Origin of the sequence: Streptomyces sp. SA15, assembly GCF_002291145.1 — a bacterium.
Lineage (GTDB): Bacteria > Actinomycetota > Actinomycetes > Streptomycetales > Streptomycetaceae > Streptomyces.
This window is the reverse complement of the sequence record NZ_NTGE01000102.1, coordinates 58,113-78,598: the sequence shown is the minus strand read 5'-3', so window position 1 is coordinate 78,598 and position 20,486 is coordinate 58,113. Positions and strand designations below refer to the sequence as shown.

Sequence of the window (20,486 nt, the reverse complement as noted above, 5' to 3'; positions counted from 1 at the left end):
GCCCCCCGCCCCGACATCCCCAGACACGGGAGCTGCCCCCTCATGCCCTCATCCTTCTCCTGGGACGAACCCGAAGGCCTCGCCGCGCGCGGCACGCTGATCGTGCTGGCCGGCCGGGGTGAACACGGCGGTGTGTACGAGCGGTTCGGCCGCCGTCTCGCCTTCGACGCCTATCGGGTCCGCGCCCTCGGCGACCCGTCCGCCGATCCGTCCGTGCTCGATCAGGCGGCGAAGCTGCTCGCCGACGAGTCGCTGCCCGGCCCGAAGGTGCTGGTCGGTTCGGACTCGGGCGCGCGGTACGCCGTCCGTCTCGCCGCCGAGCAGGACGCGGAGGTCGACGCGCTGATCCTCGCCGGCCTGCCCACCGCCTCTTGGACATCGGCGAGTTGGGAGGACGAGATCCAGGCCCGTACCGCCTGTCCCACGCACCGGACCCGCCTCGCCCACGACCCGGACTTCCGGCGCGGCGCGCTCGACGAGACCCCCGACCTGCCCGATCTGCGCCTGGACCTGGTGCGTGTTCCGGTGCTCGCCCTGCACGGCACGGACGACACGGTGAGCCCGGTCGAGGAGGCGTTGATCGTGTACGCGGGACACCCGCACGTGCGGACGGTGACCTTCGACGGTGGCCGGCACGACGTCCTCAACGACGCGCTGCACCGCACGGCCGCCGCCACCGTCGTGCTCTTCCTGGAGCGCCTGCGCCTGTCCCCCGAGCTGCCCACGATCGCGGAGGGTCTGGCATGACCGTGACGACCACCGTGTCCGAGCTTCGCGAGCTGCTCGCCTCCGGCGCTCCCCCGGTCGTGCTCGATGTCCGCTGGGCGCTGGGTGATCCGTACGGCCGCGACCACTATGCCGAGGGTCATGTCCCGGGCGCGGTCTACGTCGACCTCGACACGGAACTGGCCGCGCCGCCGAGCCCGGAGGGCGGCCGGCATCCCCTGCCCGGGATCGACGACTTGCAGCGCGCGGCGCGCCGGTGGGGCGTCCAGGAGGGTCAACCGGTCGTCGTCCACGACGACTTGGGCAACACCGCCGCCGCCCGCGCCTGGTGGCTGCTGCGTCACGCGGGCCTCGCGCGGGTCACGCTCCTCGACGGGGCGCTCGGCGCCTGGCGGTCGGCCGGGCTGCCGCTGGAGTCCGGGATCCCGGCCGACCCGCCGCCCGGCGACGTCGTGTTGCGTGCGGGCGGGCTGCCGGTCACCGACGCCGACGGTGCCGCCGAACTCGCCGCGTCCGGGCTGCTGTTGGACGCGCGGGCCGCCGAGCGGTATCGGGGCGAGGTGGAGCCGGTGGACCCGCGCGCGGGTCACATCCCGGGCGCTGTCTCCGCCCCGACCGGCGAGAACCTCGCGGCGGACGGGACCTTCCTGCCGCCCGAGGAGCTGCGCAAGCGGTTCGAGGAGAAGGGTGCCGGCGGAGCCTCGCGCATCGGCGTGTACTGCGGCTCCGGCGTCACCGCCGCCCACCAGATCGCCGCACTGGAGATCGCCGGCTTCGAGGCGGTGCTCTTCCCCGGCTCCTGGTCCGCCTGGTCCGCCGATCCGGCCCGCCCGGCCGCGAAGGGAAACCACCCATGACGACGAAACCCCTGGATACGGCCGTACTGCCGAAGCAGAGCGCGGCCGAGGCGTCGAAGCCCGCCCGCGTCACCCTCCACGGCACCGCGAAGACCGCGCGCCGCCTCACCGTCCCCCGCTCCGTACGCCGCTGCGCCGGCCCCGTCGGCCTGGTCCTGTTGTGGTTCCTGACGTCGGCCACCGGCGTCCTGCCCGAATCCGTGCTGGCCTCCCCCGTGGACGTCGTGGAACAGGCGGTCGAGCTCACGAAGAGCGGCGAACTGCCCGACGCCATCGCCGCGTCGGGCCGCCGCGCCGCCACCGGCTTCCTGATCGGCGCGACCGTCGCGCTGAGCCTGTCCCTGCTGGCCGGGCTGTTCCGGCTCGGCGAGGACGTCATCGACTCCTCGATGGGCATGTTCCGGGCGATCCCCTGGGTGGGTCTGATCCCTCTGTTCATCGTCTGGTTCGGCATCGAGGAGACCCCGAAGATCGCGCTGGTCGCGCTCGGCGTGACGTATCCGCTGTACTTCAACATCTACGGCGGCATCCGCTCCACCGACTCCCAACTCGTCGAAGCGGCCCGGATGATGGGGCTCGGCAGGCTCGGCCTGATCAAGTACGTGATCCTGCCGAGCGCGCTGCCCGGGGCACTCGTGGGGCTGAGGTACGCGCTGTCCACCGCCTGGCTGGCGCTGGTCTTCGCCGAGCAGATCAACGCGGATGCGGGGCTCGGCTATCTGATGAGCAACGCCCAGCAGTACTTCCGTACGGACGTCATCGTGCTGTGCCTCGTCGTGTACGCCCTGCTCGGGCTCGCCTGCGACTTCGCCGTACGGATCCTTTCGCGCCGCCTGCTGACCTGGCGGGCCAACTTCGAGGGCGAGGCGTGACAGCCATGGCCAACAGCGTGGAAATACGGGGGCTTTCGCGGGCCTTCGACGGCAACACCGTTCTGCACGATCTCGATCTGGACATCCGCGAGGGCGAGTTCGTGGCCCTGCTCGGGCACAGCGGCTGCGGCAAGTCGACCCTGCTGCGGATCCTCGCCGGGCTCGACGAGGAGATCGGCGGCGAGGTCACCGTGCCCGCGCGGCGCAGTGCGGCCTTCCAGTCGCCGCGGCTGCTGCCCTGGCTGAAGGTGTGGCGCAATGTCGTGCTGGGGTTGCCGGGCAGTCCGGACCGGGCGCTCGCGGAGAAGGCCCTCGACGAGGTCGGCATCGCGGACCGTGCGACCGTCTGGCCCAAGACACTGTCCGGCGGCCAGGCCCAGCGCGTCTCGCTGGCCCGCGCTCTGGTGCGCGAGCCCGAACTGCTGCTCCTGGACGAGCCGTTCGGCGCCCTCGACGCCCTCACCCGGGGCAGGGTGCAGCAGCTGGTCGGCGAGCTGTGGCAGCGGCACGGCTGCGCGATCCTCCTGGTCACCCATGACGTGGAGGAGGCGCTGCTGCTCGCCGACCGCGTCCTGGTGATGGACGGCGGCCACATCGCCCATGAGCTCACCGTCGACCTGCCCCGCCCCCGCGACCTCACCGCCCCCGAGTTCGTCACCCTGCGCGCCCGCCTCCTGAACTGGCTCGGCGTCACCCGCACCCTGGAAGGAACCCCCTCGTGAAACGCCGACTCGCAGCCGCCACGCTGAGCTTCACCGCCCTGCTGGCGCTGACCGCCTGCGGCGCGGACTCATCGGCGGACGCCGGTGGCAAGGGCCGGGTCACCCTCACCATCGGCGACCAGGCCAGTACCCTCCAGACCATCGTCGCCGCCTCGGACGCGCTCAAGGGCGCCGACTACCAGGTGAAGTGGGCCGAGTTCGAGGGCGCGGCCCCGCTCTACCAGGCCGTACAGGCGGGCGCCGCCGACACCACGTACTCCGCGGACCTGCCCGCGCTCCAGGCGCTCAGCGGCGGAGTGGAGTTCAAGAACGTGGCCGCGCTGAAGAACGACGGCCGGCATGTCGGCATCGTCGTCGGCAAGGACTCCGGCATCGACAGCGTCAAGGACCTCAAGGGCCAGAAGGTCGTCGTCTCCTCGGCGAAGGGCAGCATCTCCGAGTATCTGCTGGCCAACGTGCTCCGGCGGAACGGCCTCGACTACTCGGACGTGCGGGTGCAGTACCTGCTGCCGACCGACGCGCAGGCTGCCTTCGCCTCCGGGAAGATCAAGGCCTGGGCGACCTTCGGCCTCTACCAGGCCGTCGGCCTGGAGCAGGGCGGCAAGCTGCTCGTCGACGGGGCCGACGGCCGGGTCAGCGGGTACGGCTTCGTCGGCGCCTCCGACGAGGCCCTCGCCGACGCGCCGAAGAAGGCCGCGCTCGCCGACTTCCTCAAGCGCCTCGGTACGGCCCTGGAGTGGACGAGCACCCACCAGGACGCGTACGCCGAGGCCATCGAGCAGCGCAACGGCGCCGACGCCTCCGTGGCGAGGACGCTGGCCTCCGCCGCGTACAGCAAGGTCCTGCCGGTCACGGCCGACGTGAACAAGACCGTCCAGGGCGTGGCCGACCTCATGAACGAGATCGGTGTGCTGGAGCCGAACGTCGACGTGGCGGAGTCGGCCGACACGTCTCTCCTCAAGTGACCTATACGACACGGGAGTTGTTCATGCCTGTCGAATTCATCAGCGCCGTCCACACGGACGCGGGAGCCTCGGGCGCGGCCGCCGCGAGCCGCACCGGCTTCGACCGCGACCACCTGCGCAAGTACGCCCGCGCGCTGGACGACGGCGGTTTCGACCACACCTTGGTCGCCTACCACTCGGCCTCGCCGGACGCCTTCCAGGTCGCCCAGTTCGTGGCAACCCACACCGAACGGATCCGTCCGATCCTGGCCCACCGGCCGGGCGTGGTCTTCCCCACGCATGCCGCCCGCGCCCTGGCCACCCTGGACCGGATCAGCGACGGCCGGCTGGCGGTGCACATCATCTCCGGCGGCAGCGACGAGGAGCAGCGCCGGGAGGGCGACTACCTGGGCAAGGCGGAGCGGTACGAGCGTTCGGACGAATACATCCGGATCCTGAGGCAGGTGTGGCAGGCCGAGGGTCCGGTGTCGCACGAGGGCAAGTACTTCCGGTTCGAGGGCTACTACTCCGACGTGAAGCCGGTGCGGGGGCTGATCCCCATCTCGGTGGGCGGCTCCTCCCAGGACGCGTACCGCGTCGGCGGCCAACAGGGCGACATCTTCGGGCTGTGGGGCGAGCCGCTGAAGGAGACGGCCGAGCAGATCGCCGCCGTGAACGCGGTCGCGGAGGCCGCCGGACGCCCTCACCCCCGTATCTGGGTGTCGTTCCGCCCGATCATCGCGCCCACCGACGAGTTGGCCTGGGAGAAGGCGCACCGCACGCTGGGCGTGATCGAGGACCAGGCGCGGAACACGGAGTTGCTGCGCCACTACCGCACCACCGGGCGCCCGGCCAATGTCGGCTCGCAGCGGCTGCTCGACATCGCCGAGCGCGGCGAGGTCCATGACCGCTGCCTGTGGACCGCACCGGCGGTCGCCACCAATGCCGCAGGTGCCTCGACCGCGCTGGTCGGCTCTCCCGAGACGGTGGCGAAGGCTCTCCTCGACTACGTCGACATCGGCTGCGACCTGCTGTCGATCCGCGGCTACGACCCGCTCAACGACGCGATCGACTACGCGCGGTACGTCCTGCCGCTCGTCCGGCAGGAACTCGCCCACCGCGCCATGACCCACGCCGCCTGATGGAGATCCCATGTTGTTCCGCCGCACCCTCCGCACGTCCGCCGCCGCCCTCGTCCTGCTCCTGCCGTTCGCGGCGGCCTGCGGGAACGAGGCACAGGCCGGGTCCTCCCCCGTCACCCTCAGAGTCGGCGCCACCGGCTGGAAGGCCGAGGAGGCGGTGCTGAAGTACGCCCACCTCGACGACACCCCGTACGAGGTCGAGTGGAGCCAGTTCCAGGGCGGTGACCAGCAGCTCCAGGCGATCCGCGCCGGAGCCCTGGACCTCGCCTCCTCCAGCGAGATCCCGCCGGTCTTCGCCGCCGCCGACGGTGAACCGAACTTCAAGGTCGCCGCCGTGCAGCGTGGGGCCACCCTCAATCAGGAGGTCGTCGTCCCCAAGGGCTCGAAGGTGAACGACATCGCCGGACTGAAGGGCAAAAAGGTCGGCTACGTCCAGAACACCACCGCCCACTACTTCCTGTACGAGCTGCTGAGGCAGGCGGGCCTGAAGTGGTCCGACATCGACGCCAAGCCGCTCCTGCCGAACGACGGTCTGGCCGCCCTCAACGGCGGCAGCATCGACGCCTTCGCCTCGTACGGCACGTCGATCATCACCGCGCACCAGCAGGGCGCCCGCACGGTCGGCTCGGGCAAGGACATCCTGTCCGGCAACTTCCTCTGGTCCGCGCGGGACAGCGTGCTGGAGAGTCCGGAGCAGAAGGCGGCCGCGGCCGATCTGATCGCCCGGATCACCAAGGCGTACGCCTACGTCCGCGACGGGCACGAGGAAGGGTTCGCCCGGATCACCGCCGACGCCACCCACCAGCCGTTCGCCCAGGCCAGCAAGGACCTCGTCGACGCCCAGGCCCAACGCCCGACGCAGGCGCGGCCGGTCGGCGACGACGCCGTCGTCTCGCAGCAGAAGGTCGCCGACGCCTTCACCGAACTCGGGGCGCTGAAGGAGCACTTGGACGTGAAGTCGTTCTGGACCACCGAACTGAACGCCGACCTGAAGAAGGCCCTGTGACCGAGCGCATCGCCGAACTCGCCGCCGAGTACGACCGTTCGGCGGCCTTTCCCGCCGAGTCCTTCCGGATCGCCCACGAGAGGGGGCTGCTCACCGCGACCATCGGACAGCGCTACGGCGGCCGGGAAGCGGGCGTCGAGGAGAGCGCCCGCATCCTGCACGAGCTGGGCCGGGCCGACCCGTCCGTCGCCCTGATCACGGCGATGACGCTGACCGCGCATGCCCGGCAGGCGGCAGAGCCGCACTGGCCCGAGGAGCTGTACGCGCGGGTGGTCAAGGAGTCGTTCGAGCGTCCCGTTCTCGTCAACCACGCGCGCGTGGAGCCCGATCTGGGCTCCCCCGCGCGGGGCGGACTGCCCGCCACCCGGGCGCGGCGCACGGCCGACGGCTGGGAGGTCAGCGGCACCAAGCGATTCGTCACCGGGGCCGAGGGACTGGACTGGTTCCTCGTGTGGGCGAGTACCGACGAGCCGGAACCGCGGGTCGGCACGTTCCTGGTGCCCGGCGGCTCGCCCGGCATCGAGATCACGGGCCGCTGGGACCAGTTGGGGCTGCGCGCCAGCGGCAGCCACGAGGTGACGTTCCAGGCGGTGGAGGTGCCGTACGAGCACGTCATCGGCATCGGCCCGTACGGACCGGCCGCCGAACAGGACAACCGGGCGGGCGCGGCCCTCCATCTCCCGCTCGCCGCCCTCTACTTGGGCGTCGCCCGCGCCGCGCAGGCGTTCTTCCACACCTTCGCCCACGCGCGCGTGCCCGCCAACCTGGGACACCCGGTGGCCCGTACGGAGCGCTTCCGGCGTACGGCCGGGGAGATCGAGGTGCTGCTCACGGCCGCCGAGCAGCTGGTGTTCGACGGCTGCGTGAAGCTGGACGCCGGCGACACGTCGTACACGCCCGAACAGGCCCTGGGTGCCCGGGTGCTGGCCGACCGGCACGGCGTACGGGCGGTGGAGCTTGCCGTACGGCTGCTGGGCAACCCGGGGCTGGCCCGGGGGAACCCGCTGGAGCGGCACTTCCGGGACATCCAGTGCGCGCCCGTGCACGCACCCCAGGAGGACATCTCCCTGCTCGCCATCGGATCGAAGGCACTGAACCCGTGACCACTGAACCCGTTGCCGCCGCCCCGGAGACGACCGCGTCCGCCCGGCTCCTCGGCCTGCTCGCCCGCGATCTGCCGCCCGACCGGCTGACCACCGACCCGGCCGTGCTCACCGCACACGCCACCGACCGCTCCGGCACCCGGCCCGCCGGCGAGCCGCTGGCCGTGGTGCACGCCCGGCGGACGGAGGACGTGACGGTCACGCTCCGGCACGCGAACGCCCTGTACGTGCCGGTGGTGCCGCGCGGCGCGGGCACGGGTCTGTCGGGCGGGGCCACCGCGCAGGAGGGCTCCCTGATCCTGGACCTGTCCGGGATGAACCGCGTCGTCGAGTTGTCGGCCGACGACCAGCTCGCCGTCGTGGAACCCGGTGTGATCACCGCCGAGCTGGACCGGGCGGCGGGAGCGTACGGCCTGCGCTACGCGCCCGACCCGGCGAGCGCGGCCCTGTCCACCATCGGCGGGAACATCGCGACCAACGCGGGCGGACTGCGCTGCGCGAAGTACGGGGTCACGCGGGACAGCGTGCTGGGGCTGGAGGCGGTCCTGGCGGACGGCACGGTGGTGCGCACGGGCCGCCGTACGGTCAAGGGCGTCACCGGCTACGACCTGACCGCGCTGCTCACCGGCTCGGAGGGCACCCTCGCGGTCATCACCTCGGCGACACTGCGACTGCGGCCCGTGCCGGTGGCGACGGCCACGCTCGCCGCGTACTTCCCGACCTTCGAGGCGGCGGCCGAGGGCGCGTACGCCATCACCCGGGCCGGGGTCGAACCCGCACTGGCCGAACTCGTCGACGGGCCCGTGCTGCACGCCATCGACCCGGCGCTGCGGGAGCGGGGAGCGGCGCTGCTGGTGGTGCAGTGCGACGGCGCGGGCGCGGCGGCCGAGGCGGCGGCGGTCGCCCGGCTGCTCGCGCCCCTGGCCACCACGGTGGAGACGACGGAGGAGCCCGCCGAGGCCGAGGCCCTGCTGGCCGCCCGTCGGCTGGCGCTGCCCGCACTGGAGCGGCTCGGCCGCCCGCTCATCGAGGACATCGCGGTCCCGCGCTCCCGCCTGGCGGAGGCGGTGCGCGAGATCCGGGCGATCTCCGCGCGCCACAACGTCCCCGTGTTCACCCTCGCGCACGCCGCGGACGGCAACCTGCACCCGATCATCGTGGTGGATCCGTCCCTGGACCGGCTGCCGGAGACCGCGTGGGAGGCGGCGGGCGAGATCTTCGCACTGGCCCTGCGGCTCGGCGGCACACTGACCGGCGAGCACGGGGTGGGCGTGCTCAAGCGGCAGTGGGTCGCCGAGGAACTGGGATCCGCCGCCCACGGGCTCCAGCGGCGGATCAAGCAGGCGTTCGATCCCCGGGGGATCCTCAATCCCGGGAAGGCCCTGTGACACAGGCTCTGAGGCCGGCTGAGCCCTACGGCCTCGCCAGTAGCGTGCGGACCCCCTCGGACGTGAGCGTCAACGGGTGGGCCGAGCTGGCGTCGATGGTCAGCGACAGCTCGTCCGCCGGCCACTGCGCGGCGAGCGCGGCCAGCGGCACCAGGCGGTAGCGGGAGACGTACGGGAGAAGGTCGGCCATCTCCGGTTCCGAGGTGAACACGGGCACCACCGGAGCGCCGTCCGCCTGTTCCAGGACGGGCAGCGCCACCGTGCCGGGGTCGCCGGCCTCCTCCTGACCTGCGTCGTCGGGCACCGGCACGAGCACCTCGCTGCTCGCCAGTGTGGCCAGCGCCGTCTGGTCCTCGGTGTTCTCGGCCAGCGCGTCCAGCGCCCGCCGGGCCGGTGTGACGGGGTTGTCGTAAGCGGGTGTGTCCATGGCTGAATCCCCTGGTAGCGGCGGTCGTACGGCCCGCCCGGGACAAGATCGCCCCGGCGCGGTCCTGCTCGCGTACCCGGCCGCGGCCGAAGCAATCCTGTGGGATTCAGGAGTTCACACGCGGTTCAGGGGATCAGGTGCAGGTCAGCGTCGGGAACGTCGTCGACCACCACGGCATCGGGTGCAGCACGTTTCGGGTCGGCGGGAACAGCGGGTATCAGGCATCGGCTCCTCACATGTCACGGACAGCCGCCATGATCGCAATCTTCTGCCGCGGGGGCCGGGGAACTCAACCGACTCTCATTGCTATCGTTAGCATCACCGTATGCGTCAGGAGGGAGGAGCCGATGGAACTGCGTTGGCTGGCCTCGTTCGTCGTCGTCGCCGAGGAGTTGCACTTCGCGCGGGCGGCGGACCGTCTGCATCTGGCGCCCTCCGCGCTCAGTGCCCAGATCAGGGCGCTGGAGGCGCATCTCGGGGTGCGCCTGATCGACCGCGGGCGGCGGGCCCGCCCGGCGCTGACCGGGGCGGGCCGGCTGTTCCTGCCGGAGGCCGAGCGCACGCTCGCCCAGATCTCCCGCGCGGAGGCCGTGGGCCGTCGGGCCGGACGCGGGGAGCTGGGGCACGCCGAGATCGCGTACGTGGCCTCGGCCGCCTTCTCGGGGATCGTGACCGGCATCCTGGCGAGCTGTTCGGCCCCGGGCAGCGACCTGACCGTGGGGGTCCGGGAGCTGGAGACCCCGGCCCAGCTGGAGGCTCTGGCCGCCGGGGACATCGACGTCGGCTTCCTGCGCTGGCGGCCCGCCTACCCGCCCGGGGTCACCGCGACCGTCCTGCTCAGGGAGGAGGTCGTCCTCGCGGTGCCGGAAGCAGGTCCGGTGGCCGTCCACGAGTCGGTGCCGGCCGCCGCGCTGCGGGAGGAGCGCTTCGTGGCGCCGTACTTCGACGAGGAGTACGGCTGCCGCGACCAGATCCTCCAGGTGGGCGAACATGGCGGCTTTATCCCGGAGATCGCCCCTCCGGTGCGGGACTACATCGCCGCCCTCACCCTCGTGGGCGGCGGTCGGGGGGTGGCGCTGGTGCCGGACTCGTTGCGCCGCGTACGGATACCGGGGGTGGCCTACCGTCCGCTGGCGGACGTACGGCCGACCACCCGGCTGGTGGGCGCCTACCGCAGGGGCGAGACGTCCCCCGCGGTACGCGGCGTGATCCGCCGCATGCGCGAGGCGGCGGCTCCCGTGGTCACCGTCAGCTGAAGGCCCGGTGGTTGCCGCAGGTGAGATGCGGGCGCTGGATGACCGCCGACCAGCACGGGGCGGTTTCGGGCCACGGTCTGCGCAATGTCTTGACGTGTTCATTTTCGTCATCAAGCATGCCTTGAGCCCGATGACTTCTGGTCGATTCTGTGCGTCTTCGTGTTGTGGAAGGGAGTTCTGTGTCCGGTCGACATCGCTTCGTCCAGGCGTTGGCACCAACGATCCCCCTGGTGCTCGCCGCAGGTCTCGTCGCCGCCCCCGTCGCCCGCGCGGACTCGCCGCCGCGGAGCGCGATCACGGTGCGGATCGACCCGTCCTACCAGCAGCAGGAGTTCGAGGGGTGGGGGACGAGCCTGGTCTGGTTCGCCAACGCCACGGGCCGTTATCCGGAGCCCATCCGAAGACAGCTCGTCGACATGCTGTTCGGCGAGGACGGTCTCGGCCTCAATATCGCCCGCTACAACATCGGCGGCGGCAACGCCCCCGACGTCCGCAAGGACTACATGAAGGCCGGCGCGACCATGGAGGGCTTCTGGAAGGCCCCCGAGGGAACCACCCGGCAGGACATGGAGTGGTGGGATCCGAACAACCCGGATCACTGGAACTGGGACGCCGACGCGGGCCAGCGCTGGTGGGTGGACCAGATCAAGAAGAAGGTCACCCGCTGGGAGGCGTTCAGCAACTCGCCGCCCTGGTTCCAGACGGTCAGCGGTTACGTCTCCGGTGGCTTCGACGCGAGTACCGACCAGATCCGGGCCGACCGCGTCGACGACTTCGCCACCTACCTGGTGCGCGTGACCGAGCAGCTGGAGAAGAAGCACCGCATCAAGTTCGACACCATCGCGCCGCTCAACGAGCCCAACACGCCCTACTGGGGCACCCAGCTCGGAGCGGACGGCCGGCCCACGGGCGGGCGCCAGGAAGGCGCGCACGCCGGACCGGAACTCCAGCAGAAGGTGGTCCTCGCCCTCGACAAGGCGCTCGAAGAGGCGAAGACCCGCGCCGAGATTTCCGCGATGGACGAGACCAACCCCGGCATCTTCACGCAGAACTGGAACGCCTACGGCGACCCCGCGCGAGCCGCCGTCCCCCAGCTCAACGTGCACACCTACGGCACGAGCATGCGCACCAGCGCCCGCGACATCGCCAAGGGTGCGGACAAGAAGCTCTGGATGAGCGAGGTCGAGGGCACCTGGGGTACGGGCACCGACTTCACCAGCATGGAGCCGGGGCTCGGGATCGCCACCCGGATGGTCGACGACATGCGTGAACTGGAGCCCTCGGCCTGGGTGTTCTGGCAGCCGATCGAGGACTCCGTTCCGCAGGCCGCGGCCGGCAAGAACTGGGGCAGCATCCACGTCCCGTTCAACTGCACGGCCGAGGACACCCTGGAGACCTGCCCGATCCGCGCCAACTCCAAGTTCCACACCATCCGGAACTTCACCCACCACATCCGCCCCGGCGATCGCTTCGCGAAGGTCGACGACCCGTCCAGCGTCGCCGCGGTGAAGAAGTCCGGCCGCGCGGCGACCGTGGTGCACGTGAACGGCGGCACGTCCGCGCGCTCCGTGACCCTCGACCTCTCGCGCTTCGGCAGGGTCGCACCGCGGGCCACCGTCACACCCGTGGTCACAAGCACCGACGGCGCCCTCGTACGAGGCACTCCGGTCCGGGTCTCCGACCGGTCGGCCACGCTCGACGTCCCCGCGAAGTCGGTCACCACCTTCCTGATCGAGGGCGTCGGCGGCGTGGCGAAGGACGCCGCCCTCGTCCAGCCCGGCCACGTCTACCGGTTGCAAGGGGCGCAGAGCGGCAAGTCGTTGGCTCCTTCGGACGACGGCAGCGGCGTCGTCATCCGCACGACGGATGCCGACAGCGCGGAACAGCTGTGGTCCGTCCGTCAGTTGACATCCGGCACCGACAACCGCGAGCGCTACTCCCTCACCAGCGCCACGACCGGCAAGCGGCTCGCGGTGCGCGAGAACCAAGCCGTCCTCGAGGAACCGGAGAGCGGCCGGGTCGATGACGAGGCGCAATGGATCATGTCGACGACCGGCGACGGCACATGGACGTTCGTCAACGCCGCCACCGGCCGCCTGATCGACGTCAGCGGGCAGTCCTCGGCGGACGGTGCGAAGGTGTCGACGTACACGCCGACCTCGGCGGCCAATCAGCGCTGGACCGTGACCGACGAGACGGTGCTGCGTACCGAGCCGGCCGAGGCGTTCACCGTCCCCGGCCTGCCGCCGAAGCTGCCGGGGGCGGTGACGCCGGTGTTCCGGGACGGCGCCCGAGGCTCGCTCCCCGTGGTGTGGAACCTTCCGCCGGACCGGAAGTGGCGTGATCCCGGGACGGTACGGGTCACGGGCCGGGCGACCGATTCGCTCGGGCGGGAGTTCCCCGCGAAGGCGGTCGTCACCATCGACACGATCGGCTCGACCCTCCCCGGCCGCGCCAAGACCTACGTGGGCGGCAAGCCGGAGCTGCCGACCACGGTCGTCGGCGTCGGCAGGAACGGCGGCAGGGCCGATCTTCCGGTCACCTGGGACCCGGCACCTGACGGGGCGTTCGACACGACCGGAGTCGTGACGCTGCGCGGCACCGCGCGGGTCGTCGACGGCAGCACGGTCGACGCGGCCGTACGCGTGCAGGTCACCGAACCGGTGGAGACCAACATCGCGTCCGACGACGGCGTCTCGGTCGCCGCCACCTTCACCGAGAACGGATACTCCGCGGAACGCCTGCGCAACGGCGACCTGTCCGAGAAGGCCTGGTCCAACTGGAAGTCGGGGACCAAGAACCCGTCCGACACGATCACCTTCACGCTCCCGGCGGCCCGCGACCTGAACCGCGTCGTGGCGCACTTCCACCGGGACGGGACCAACGTGTCCTTCCCTGGGAGCCTGAAAGTGCAGGTGCGAAGTGCCGCCGACGGTACGTGGGTCGACGCGAGCGGCGACATCGCGGTCGGGGCCGGGGGCACGCCGGTGGTCGACGTCCCGCTGAAGGCGGGGCCGGCGACCGGGGTGCGCGTGGTCATGACCGCCCGTCAGGGCGGCTACATCACCATGAGCGAGATCGAGTTGTTCGCGAGGACACCTGGGCTCTCCTCGGAGGCGGCCGCCGCGTCGATCGAGGTGGCGGGGGTCCCTGTCGCACCGTTCGACCCCGACACCACGACCTACCGTGTCGTCACCGACGACCCGAACCGTGCCGTGGTCACGGCGACGGCACGCGACCCCTACGCCACCGTCGCGGTCGACAGGGCCGGCGATCCCCGTCGGGCCTCGGCCGTCGTCTCCGTGACCAGCGAGGACGGGGCACAGACAAGGAAGTACGAGATCGAACTCGTACGTCGCTGAGCAGCGGACGAGGCGGCCGCGAAGGATCTCGCGGCCGCCTCACCGATCGGCCACGAGCCGCGCCCCACCAGCGGCTTCCACCACTGCGCACATCTTGACGCGTTCACCCTCGCCGACTTAATAATGGCTATGGCGTCCACATATCTAAACGTCGGTTTCCCTTATGGACAAGGATCCTTGATCGCCTCGACCAGCGCGGAGGCACAGTGGCGGGTTCAGGCTTAAGACACACTCCTCCCCTCGCCCGGCGCAGCCGCCTGCGGGCGTCGGGCGCGTTCACATCCGCAGTCGTCCTCCTCGCCGTCTCCGCATGCTCGGTCGCCGGCGCCGACCCCATCGGCGAAGGCCCGGACACCTTGCGCATCGTCCTGCCCGAGGAGCCACCCACCCTCGAACCCTGTGACGCCTCGCTCACCGCGACGGGTCGCGTGACGCGGGCCAACATCACCGAGGCGCTCACCGAGCGCGATCCCTCCACCGGACGGCTGGAACAGGCCCTGGCCACCAAGTGGACTCGCACCTCGCCCACTTCATGGACCTTCACGCTCCGCGAGGGGGTCAAGTTCCACGACGGTTCTCCGTTCACGGCAGAGGCGGCCGCGTTCTCGATCGAGCGCGCCACGGACTCGGACATCGAGTGCAACGTCGACGGCTACATCTTCACGGACGCGGAAGTCACCGCAACGCCCGTGAATGACACGACACTTGAGGTCTCGACAGAGAGCCCGGACCCGATCCTTCCGCTCCGCCTGTCCTTCGTCGAAATCGTGCCGCCGAGTACGGATCCCGGGGCCCGGGTTCGCAAGCCGATCGGTACCGGGCCGTACCGGATCGACGAGTGGAGCCAGGGGCGGTTCCTACGGCTGAAGCGCTTCCCCGGGTACTGGGGCAAAGCCCCCGAGTTCGCCGCGGCCAAGTACGTATGGCGGGCGGAGGGCAGCGTTCGCGCGGCCATGGTCACCAACGACGAGGCGGACGTCGCGATCGGGCTCGCTCCCGAGGACGGGGCGGGCGACCGTGCCGTCGAGTTCGCCACCAACGAGGTCTCCTACCTCCGGATGGACGCCACCAAAGCGCCCCTCGACGACATCCGGATCCGCCGGGCCATCAACTACGCCGTCGACAGGGAGGGACTGGTCACGGCGGTCTTCGCGGGCCGGCCGAGTGGACAGCTCGTGTCGAAGGGCGTCACCGGCTACAACCCGCGGATCCGGCCGTGGCCGTACGACCCCGAGCGCGCCAAGGAGTTGGTCGCCGAGGCCCGCGCCGACGGAGTCCCGACCGACACCACGATCACCATCATCGGCCGCAACGGCATCTACCCGAAGGCCGCCGAGGCGATGGAGGTGGTGCAGGACGGCCTGCTCAAGGCCGGGCTGAAGGTCGAGATCAGGATGCTCGACGTCAACGCCTGGCTCGAGTACCTGCTGCGCCCCTTCCCGCGCGGCGCGGGCCCCACCCTCCTCCAGGCGCAGCACGGCAACCAGGCGGGAGACGCCGCGTTCACGATGGGCCAGATCTACGGCAGCGAGGGCGCCCAGAGCAGCTACGGCACCCGCGAACTCGACGCGGCGATAGCCAAGGCGCAGCTCGCCTCCGGCGAGGAGCGGCAGAAGGCGTTCGCGCAGACGTTCGCGCTCCAGAACGACGAGGTCGTACGGGATGCCGTGATGGCCAACATGACCGGCATCCTCGCCCTCTCCCCCGACGTCCGCTACCGACCCGACTCGGCGACCAATGACGAGATGCGGCTCGCCGACATGCGCCGCGCGGACTGAGGGAGGAGCGGACCGATGTTCACGATGCTGCGCCGCCGAGCCGTCTCCAGCGTCATCCCCCTGCTGGTCGTGGTCCTCGGGGTGTTCTTCCTGGCCCGCCTCACCGGAGACCCCGCCAATCTGTACCTTCCGCTCAGCGCGACGCCCGAGATGAGGGCCGAGTTCGCCGCCCGCAACGGGTTCGACCAGCCGCTGATCACCCAGTTCGGCGACTACCTGGCCCAGGTCGCCCGGCTCGACTTCGGCGAATCGCTGCGCACCGCCCAGCCGGCGGGCGAGGCGGTGTTACGGGCCTTCCCCGCCACCCTCCAGCTGGCCGGGTGGACGATGCTGCTCGCCATTGTGGGTGCCGTGGTGATCGGCAGCCTGGCGGCGTACCGTCCCAACTCGGCGACCGACCGGATCGCGAGCTTTCTGTCCTCGACGGCCGCGAGCGTTCCCGACTTCTGGTTCGCCATCATGGGGGTGCTGGTCTTCGCGGTGACGCTGGGCTGGCTTCCCACCTCCGGCACGAACGGCGCGGCGGCCTGGGTCCTGCCCGTGGCCACACTGCTCATCCGCCCGTTCGGCGTGCTGGTCCAGGTGGTGCGCGGCGCCATGGTCTCCGCGCTCACCGCCCCCTACGTGAAAGTGGCGCGCAGCAAGGGCGCCCGTGAGTCGCGGGTGGTCTTCGGGCACGCCCTGCGCAACGCCGCCGCACCGGCGCTCACCGTCGCGGGTGACCTCGCCGTCGGGCTGGTCAACGGGGCCGTCGTCGTCGAGACCATCTTCGGCTGGCCCGGCATCGGCAAGCTCATGATCGACTCGGTGCTTCAGCGTGACTTCGCGGTACTGCAGGCCGCCGTGCTGCTGACCGCTCTGGTGATCTTCGCGCTCAACATCCTGGTGGACATCTGCCATGCGCTCCTCGACCCGCGTGTGCGGCAGCGGGCGGCGGCGTGAGTCAGGGAGGCGACATGCTGCGCATGGAGAAGGACAGCGGCCAGGACCAAGAGTCCGCCCTCGGGTCCGACCGGGCGGCGGTGCGGCGCAAGTGGCCCGCTCTGCTCCTCCAGGACCGGTTCGCCTTCGCGGCGGCGCTGGTTCTGCTCGCCGTGACCGTGTCCGCCGTTCTGGGCCCTTATCTCATCGGGGATCTGGCCACGCGCCAGAACCTGCGCGATCCGGGCCGCCCGCCCTTCAGTCTCGACCACGGCTGGGCCTTCGTACTCGGCAGCGACTCCCTGGGGCGCCCCGTCGCCGCCCGGCTGATCGCGGCGGCCGGCACCACGCTGTCCGTGGCCGTGCCCGCCGTGCTGTGCTCACTCGTCGTCGGCTCGGTCTGGGGCATGTGGGCGGGCTATCACGGCGGATGGCGGGAGAACGTGTCCCTGCGGATCGCCGATGTGATCCTCAGCTTCCCCTCCCTGCTGCTGGCCGTGGTCGTGCTGTACGTCTTCTCGCCGAGCGCCTCCGGCATCGTGCTGGTTCTTGCCATCGCCCGGATCCCCGTCTATCTGCGCACCGCGCGTGCCGAGTCCGCCGAACTGCGCAGCCGTCTGTTCATGGACGCCGCCCGCACCTTCGGCACCAGTAGCTGGGCGACCATCCGACGCCATGTCGCTCCCACGGTCCTGCCCACCCTGCTCACCGTCGCCGCCCTCGACTTCTGCTTCGTGATGCTGACCGAGTCGTCGCTGAGCTTCCTGGGGATCGGCATCCAGCCGCCGGACGTGAGCTGGGGACTGATGGTGGCTCAAGGCCGGCAGGAGCTGCAGAGCGCGTGGTGGATCGCGGTCTTCCCCGGCCTCGCCATCGTCATCACGACGGTGTCCGCGACCGTACTCGCCGCTTGGGCGCGCCTCTCGACCGACCCGGGCCAGCGCTGGCGTCACGGACTGCGGCGCGGCGGGCGGCGGCCGTGGCGGCCTCGTCCGGTGAACGGGGGCGCGGGGGCCGGCCGCGGCGTGGTCTCGCTCACCGAACCCGACGCGACCGCATCGCTGCCCACGACCGAGCCCAAGGCCGCGGCACCGCTGCCCACGATCGAACCCAAGGCAGCCGAACCGCCCCCCACCACCGAGCCCAAAGCCGGCGCACCACTCCCCACCACCCAACCCACAGCCACCGCACCGATCCCGACCACCGAACCCAGCGCGACCACACCGGTTCCGACCCCCGCGCCAACTCCGCCCGACACCCTCGCCGTGGACGGCCTCTCGGTCGACATCCGTACGCCCGCCGGGCCCGTCCCCGTCGTACGCGGCGTGAGTTTCGCCGTGCGTTCGGGCGAGACGCTGGCCCTGTTGGGCGAGTCCGGGTGCGGGAAGAGCATGACCGCCCATGCCGTCGCGGGTCTGCTCGATCCGGCCGCCGAAGTCGTGGGCGGGCAGGCGCGGTTGGACGGCGAAGACCTGCTGAGTCTCGGAGCACAGGCAAGGCGCAGGCTCGCCGGTCCCGGCCTGAGCATCGTCTTCCAGGACGCGCTCAGCGCGCTCAACCCCGTCCACACGGTCGGGGCGCAGCTCGCGGAACCGTTCCGTATCCACGAGCGGATGTCCCGCCGCGCCGCGCGGGCGAAGGCCGTGGAGCTGATGGAACGCGTCGGCATCCCGGAGGCGCGCTCCCGCGCGGGTGCCTACCCGCACCAGTTCTCCGGCGGGATGCGCCAGCGGCTGCTGATCGCGATGGCGGTGGCGCTGCGGCCGAAGGTCCTGCTCGCCGACGAGCCCACGACGGCCCTGGACGTCACCGTGCAGGCCCAGATCATGGACCTCCTCGGCGAGCTGCGGAGCGAGCAGCGGATGGCTCTGGTCCTCATCACCCACGACCTCGGCCTCGTCGCCGAGCACGCGGACCGGGTCGCCGTGATGTACGCGGGTACGGTCGTGGAGACCGGGCCGGTGGCCGAGGTGTTCGGCAAGCCCCACCACCCGTACACCCGGGGGCTGTTGGAGTCGGTACCGGCCGAGCAGCTCAAGGGCTCCCGGCTGAGCTCCATCCCCGGAAGCCCGCCCGACCCGCGCTCCGTGCCGACCGGTTGTGCCTTCCGTACACGCTGTCCGATGGCCCGCGAGGTGTGCGCCACGCACCGGCCGCAGTTGACCGCGACCGGAGCCGACCGCGCCGCCGCCTGTCACTTCGGGAAGGAACTGGCCGATGCCTGAGCCGGCGACGAAGACCCTGCTGGAGGCCACCGGCCTGGTCAAGAGCTTCTCCATACCGCGCACCGCCAAGGGCAGCACCAGGCTGCGCGCGGTGGACGGCGTGGATCTGACCCTGGGACGCGGGGAGACCCTCGGCCTGGTCGGCGAGTCCGGCTGCGGCAAGTCCACGCTGGCCAGGATCCTGCTGATGCTGGAGCGTCCCGACGAGGGCACCGTGCGGTTCGACGGAGTGGACCCGTTCTCGCTGTCGGGTGCGAAGCTGCTCGCCTGGCGCCGCAAGGTGCAGATGGTCTTCCAGGACCCGTTCGGCTCGCTCAACCCCCGGCTGTGCGCGGCGGATCTGATCGGCGAGCCCTGGCGTACGCACCGCGATCTCGTGCCCGCCGCCCAGCGGGCCGCGCGCGTGGGTGAGTTGCTGGAGATGGTCGGGCTGCGCGCGTCCGACGCCCGCCGCTATCCGCAGGAGTTCTCCGGAGGGCAGCGGCAGCGCATCGGGATCGCCCGCGCGCTGGCGCTGGAGCCCGAGGTCATCGTCTGCGACGAGCCAGTCTCCGCGCTGGATCTGTCGGTGCAGGCGCAGGTCCTGAACCTGTTGGGCGATCTGCGGGACGAGTTGGGGCTGTCGTACGTGTTCATCTCGCACGACCTGTCCGTGGTGCGGCATGTGGCGGACCGCGTGGCGGTGATGTACCTCGGCAGGATCGTCGAGTCGGGCCCGTCGGAGGAGGTCTTCGAGCGGCCGAGCCACCCGTATACGGCGGCCCTGCTGTCGGCGGCCCCGTCCCTGACGGCCGGCGGCGGGGCGAGGAGGGAGCGCATCCTGCTCACCGGCGAGATTCCCTCCCCGGCCGACCCTCCGTCCGGGTGCCGGTTCAGGACCCGGTGCCGGCATGCGGAGGACATCTGCGCCGAGGCCGCTCCCACTCCCCCGCCCGGACCACTGCGCCACACGGCGGCATGCCACTTCCCGCTGGAGGAGACGCCGACGGGGGCGCCGACGCGCCTGGGGACGGTGACCGCCCCCAGGCGTCAGCCCTGAATCACATACCGTCACGAACCATGGCGGCGACAATCCGGACGTGGCGATCGGCCGCCGTGTTCGAGAACTCGTTTTCGTAGTTCAGACCGTAGGGCCAGAAGTGCCCACCCCCGGTGGACAGCGTGGCGTTCGAACCGTCGAACTGCTTGACGAGTGCCGTGGCCTGAGCGCCGCGCCAGGTGCCTCCCGCGGCAAGGGAGGACCAGCCGGAGCTCGTGCCCACTCCGATGGTGTGGGCGATCTCGTGCAGCGCGGTTCGCTCGGTCATGTAGCTGCGGTTGCCGAAGCGGATGGTTCCGTTGATGTTGCCGTCGGCGGTGGGCACGCCCGGGTCGTAGCGGACGGTGATGTTCTTCCCCAGATCGCTGAGGTTGTTGTACCGGACCACCGCGGCGTTCATGGCCGAGGTGATGAGGTTGTAGGCCGTCTGCTGGTCCTGGGTGGGGTTGCTCGCCCGTTCCAGGGTCCAGGTGATGCTGGCCGCCGCCACCTGTTCCTGGGGCGCCGGAGCGGCCGGCGGGGCGGCCTGCGCGACACCGGGCCCGGCCAGCAGGGCGGCTGCCAGCGCGGCCACGACCGCCTTGTTGCGCCAGGGTAAGGCCGTGCGCTCAGCGGGCTCCGGGGCCTGTCGTCGACTCATGTGAGGTGTCCTCCTGTGGGGGGGTGGGCCGTCGGGTGCGGGGATGACGGCAGAACAGGGCGGGGATGACGGCAGAAC

General features: G+C 71.3%; 17 protein-coding genes and 1 pseudogene. 16 read left to right on the top strand and 2 right to left on the bottom strand.

Going from position 1 to position 20,486, the window contains the following annotated elements; translation table 11 throughout:
• Window positions 1-42 precede the first annotated feature (42 nt).
• From CLM62_RS23575 to CLM62_RS23535, 9 genes are read left to right on the top strand one after another with little or no spacing between them, the layout of a single operon-like run.
• Entirely contained in the window at window positions 43-747 is a 705-nt protein-coding gene (locus tag CLM62_RS23575; RefSeq protein ID WP_095751886.1) for an alpha/beta hydrolase, read from the top strand.
• A complete protein-coding gene (locus CLM62_RS23570; RefSeq protein WP_095751885.1) occupies window positions 744-1,583 on the top strand; it encodes a sulfurtransferase in 840 nt (279 codons plus the stop codon). Before CLM62_RS23575 ends, CLM62_RS23570 begins: the two co-directional genes overlap by 4 nt.
• Window positions 1,580-2,455, top strand: a complete 876-nt coding sequence (locus CLM62_RS23565; RefSeq protein WP_095751884.1) for an ABC transporter permease — start codon at window positions 1,580-1,582, stop codon at window positions 2,453-2,455. The genes CLM62_RS23570 and CLM62_RS23565 overlap by 4 nt, the downstream gene beginning before the upstream one ends.
• A gap of 5 nt (window positions 2,456-2,460) precedes the next feature.
• Entirely contained in the window at window positions 2,461-3,177 is a 717-nt protein-coding gene (locus CLM62_RS23560; RefSeq protein ID WP_095751883.1) for an ABC transporter ATP-binding protein, read from the top strand.
• Entirely contained in the window at window positions 3,174-4,142 is a 969-nt protein-coding gene (locus tag CLM62_RS23555) for an ABC transporter substrate-binding protein (RefSeq protein WP_095751882.1), read from the top strand. The genes CLM62_RS23560 and CLM62_RS23555 overlap by 4 nt, the downstream gene beginning before the upstream one ends.
• Window positions 4,143-4,165: 23 nt before the next feature.
• The gene (locus CLM62_RS23550; RefSeq protein ID WP_095751881.1) at window positions 4,166-5,263 is read left to right on the top strand and encodes an LLM class flavin-dependent oxidoreductase; all 1,098 of its coding nucleotides are present in this window, start codon (window positions 4,166-4,168) and stop codon (window positions 5,261-5,263) included.
• Between the two features lie 10 nt (window positions 5,264-5,273).
• Entirely contained in the window at window positions 5,274-6,269 is a 996-nt protein-coding gene (locus CLM62_RS23545) for an ABC transporter substrate-binding protein (RefSeq protein ID WP_095751880.1), read from the top strand.
• Window positions 6,266-7,372, top strand: coding sequence for an acyl-CoA dehydrogenase family protein (locus CLM62_RS23540; protein ID WP_095751879.1), 1,107 nt, complete (start codon window positions 6,266-6,268; stop codon window positions 7,370-7,372). The genes CLM62_RS23545 and CLM62_RS23540 overlap by 4 nt, the downstream gene beginning before the upstream one ends.
• Entirely contained in the window at window positions 7,369-8,760 is a 1,392-nt protein-coding gene (locus CLM62_RS23535) for an FAD-binding oxidoreductase (protein ID WP_257004038.1), read from the top strand. The genes CLM62_RS23540 and CLM62_RS23535 overlap by 4 nt, the downstream gene beginning before the upstream one ends.
• 25 nt (window positions 8,761-8,785) lie before the next feature.
• Here the strand turns inward: CLM62_RS23535 and CLM62_RS23530 are convergent, their stop codons facing one another.
• The gene (locus tag CLM62_RS23530) at window positions 8,786-9,187 is read right to left on the bottom strand and encodes an SseB family protein (protein ID WP_095751878.1); all 402 of its coding nucleotides are present in this window, start codon (window positions 9,185-9,187) and stop codon (window positions 8,786-8,788) included.
• A gap of 347 nt (window positions 9,188-9,534) precedes the next feature.
• Between CLM62_RS23530 and CLM62_RS23525 the strand changes: the two genes are divergently transcribed.
• The 7 genes and pseudogenes from CLM62_RS23525 to CLM62_RS23495 all read left to right on the top strand — a co-directional run bounded on the left by CLM62_RS23525 (window position 9,535) and on the right by CLM62_RS23495 (window position 19,768).
• Window positions 9,535-10,443 (top strand): LysR substrate-binding domain-containing protein, encoded by a 909-nt coding sequence (locus tag CLM62_RS23525; protein WP_095751877.1) that lies wholly within the window; start codon window positions 9,535-9,537, stop codon window positions 10,441-10,443.
• Between the two features lie 179 nt (window positions 10,444-10,622).
• Entirely contained in the window at window positions 10,623-13,805 is a 3,183-nt protein-coding gene (locus CLM62_RS23520) for a glycoside hydrolase (protein WP_095751876.1), read from the top strand.
• 206 nt (window positions 13,806-14,011) lie between these two features.
• Window positions 14,012-15,583: an ABC transporter substrate-binding protein gene (locus CLM62_RS23515; protein ID WP_257004035.1), complete on the top strand. Its 1,572-nt coding sequence runs from the start codon at window positions 14,012-14,014 to the stop codon at window positions 15,581-15,583.
• A gap of 15 nt (window positions 15,584-15,598) precedes the next feature.
• Window positions 15,599-16,525 (top strand): ABC transporter permease, encoded by a 927-nt coding sequence (locus CLM62_RS23510; protein WP_095751875.1) that lies wholly within the window; start codon window positions 15,599-15,601, stop codon window positions 16,523-16,525.
• Between the two features lie 14 nt (window positions 16,526-16,539).
• Window positions 16,540-17,406, top strand: a pseudogene (locus CLM62_RS23505) (ABC transporter permease); the annotation flags it as partial.
• A 363-nt stretch (window positions 17,407-17,769) separates the two neighbouring features.
• Entirely contained in the window at window positions 17,770-18,729 is a 960-nt protein-coding gene (locus CLM62_RS23500; protein WP_257004042.1) for an ABC transporter ATP-binding protein, read from the top strand.
• Window positions 18,722-19,768, top strand: a complete 1,047-nt coding sequence (locus CLM62_RS23495) for an ABC transporter ATP-binding protein (protein ID WP_095751874.1) — start codon at window positions 18,722-18,724, stop codon at window positions 19,766-19,768. The genes CLM62_RS23500 and CLM62_RS23495 overlap by 8 nt, the downstream gene beginning before the upstream one ends.
• A 1-nt stretch (window position 19,769) precedes the next feature.
• Here the strand turns inward: CLM62_RS23495 and CLM62_RS23490 are convergent, their stop codons facing one another.
• Complete coding sequence (locus tag CLM62_RS23490; protein WP_095751873.1) at window positions 19,770-20,408, bottom strand: hypothetical protein; 639 nt, start codon at window positions 20,406-20,408, stop codon at window positions 19,770-19,772.
• Between the last annotated feature and the right edge of the window lie 78 nt (window positions 20,409-20,486).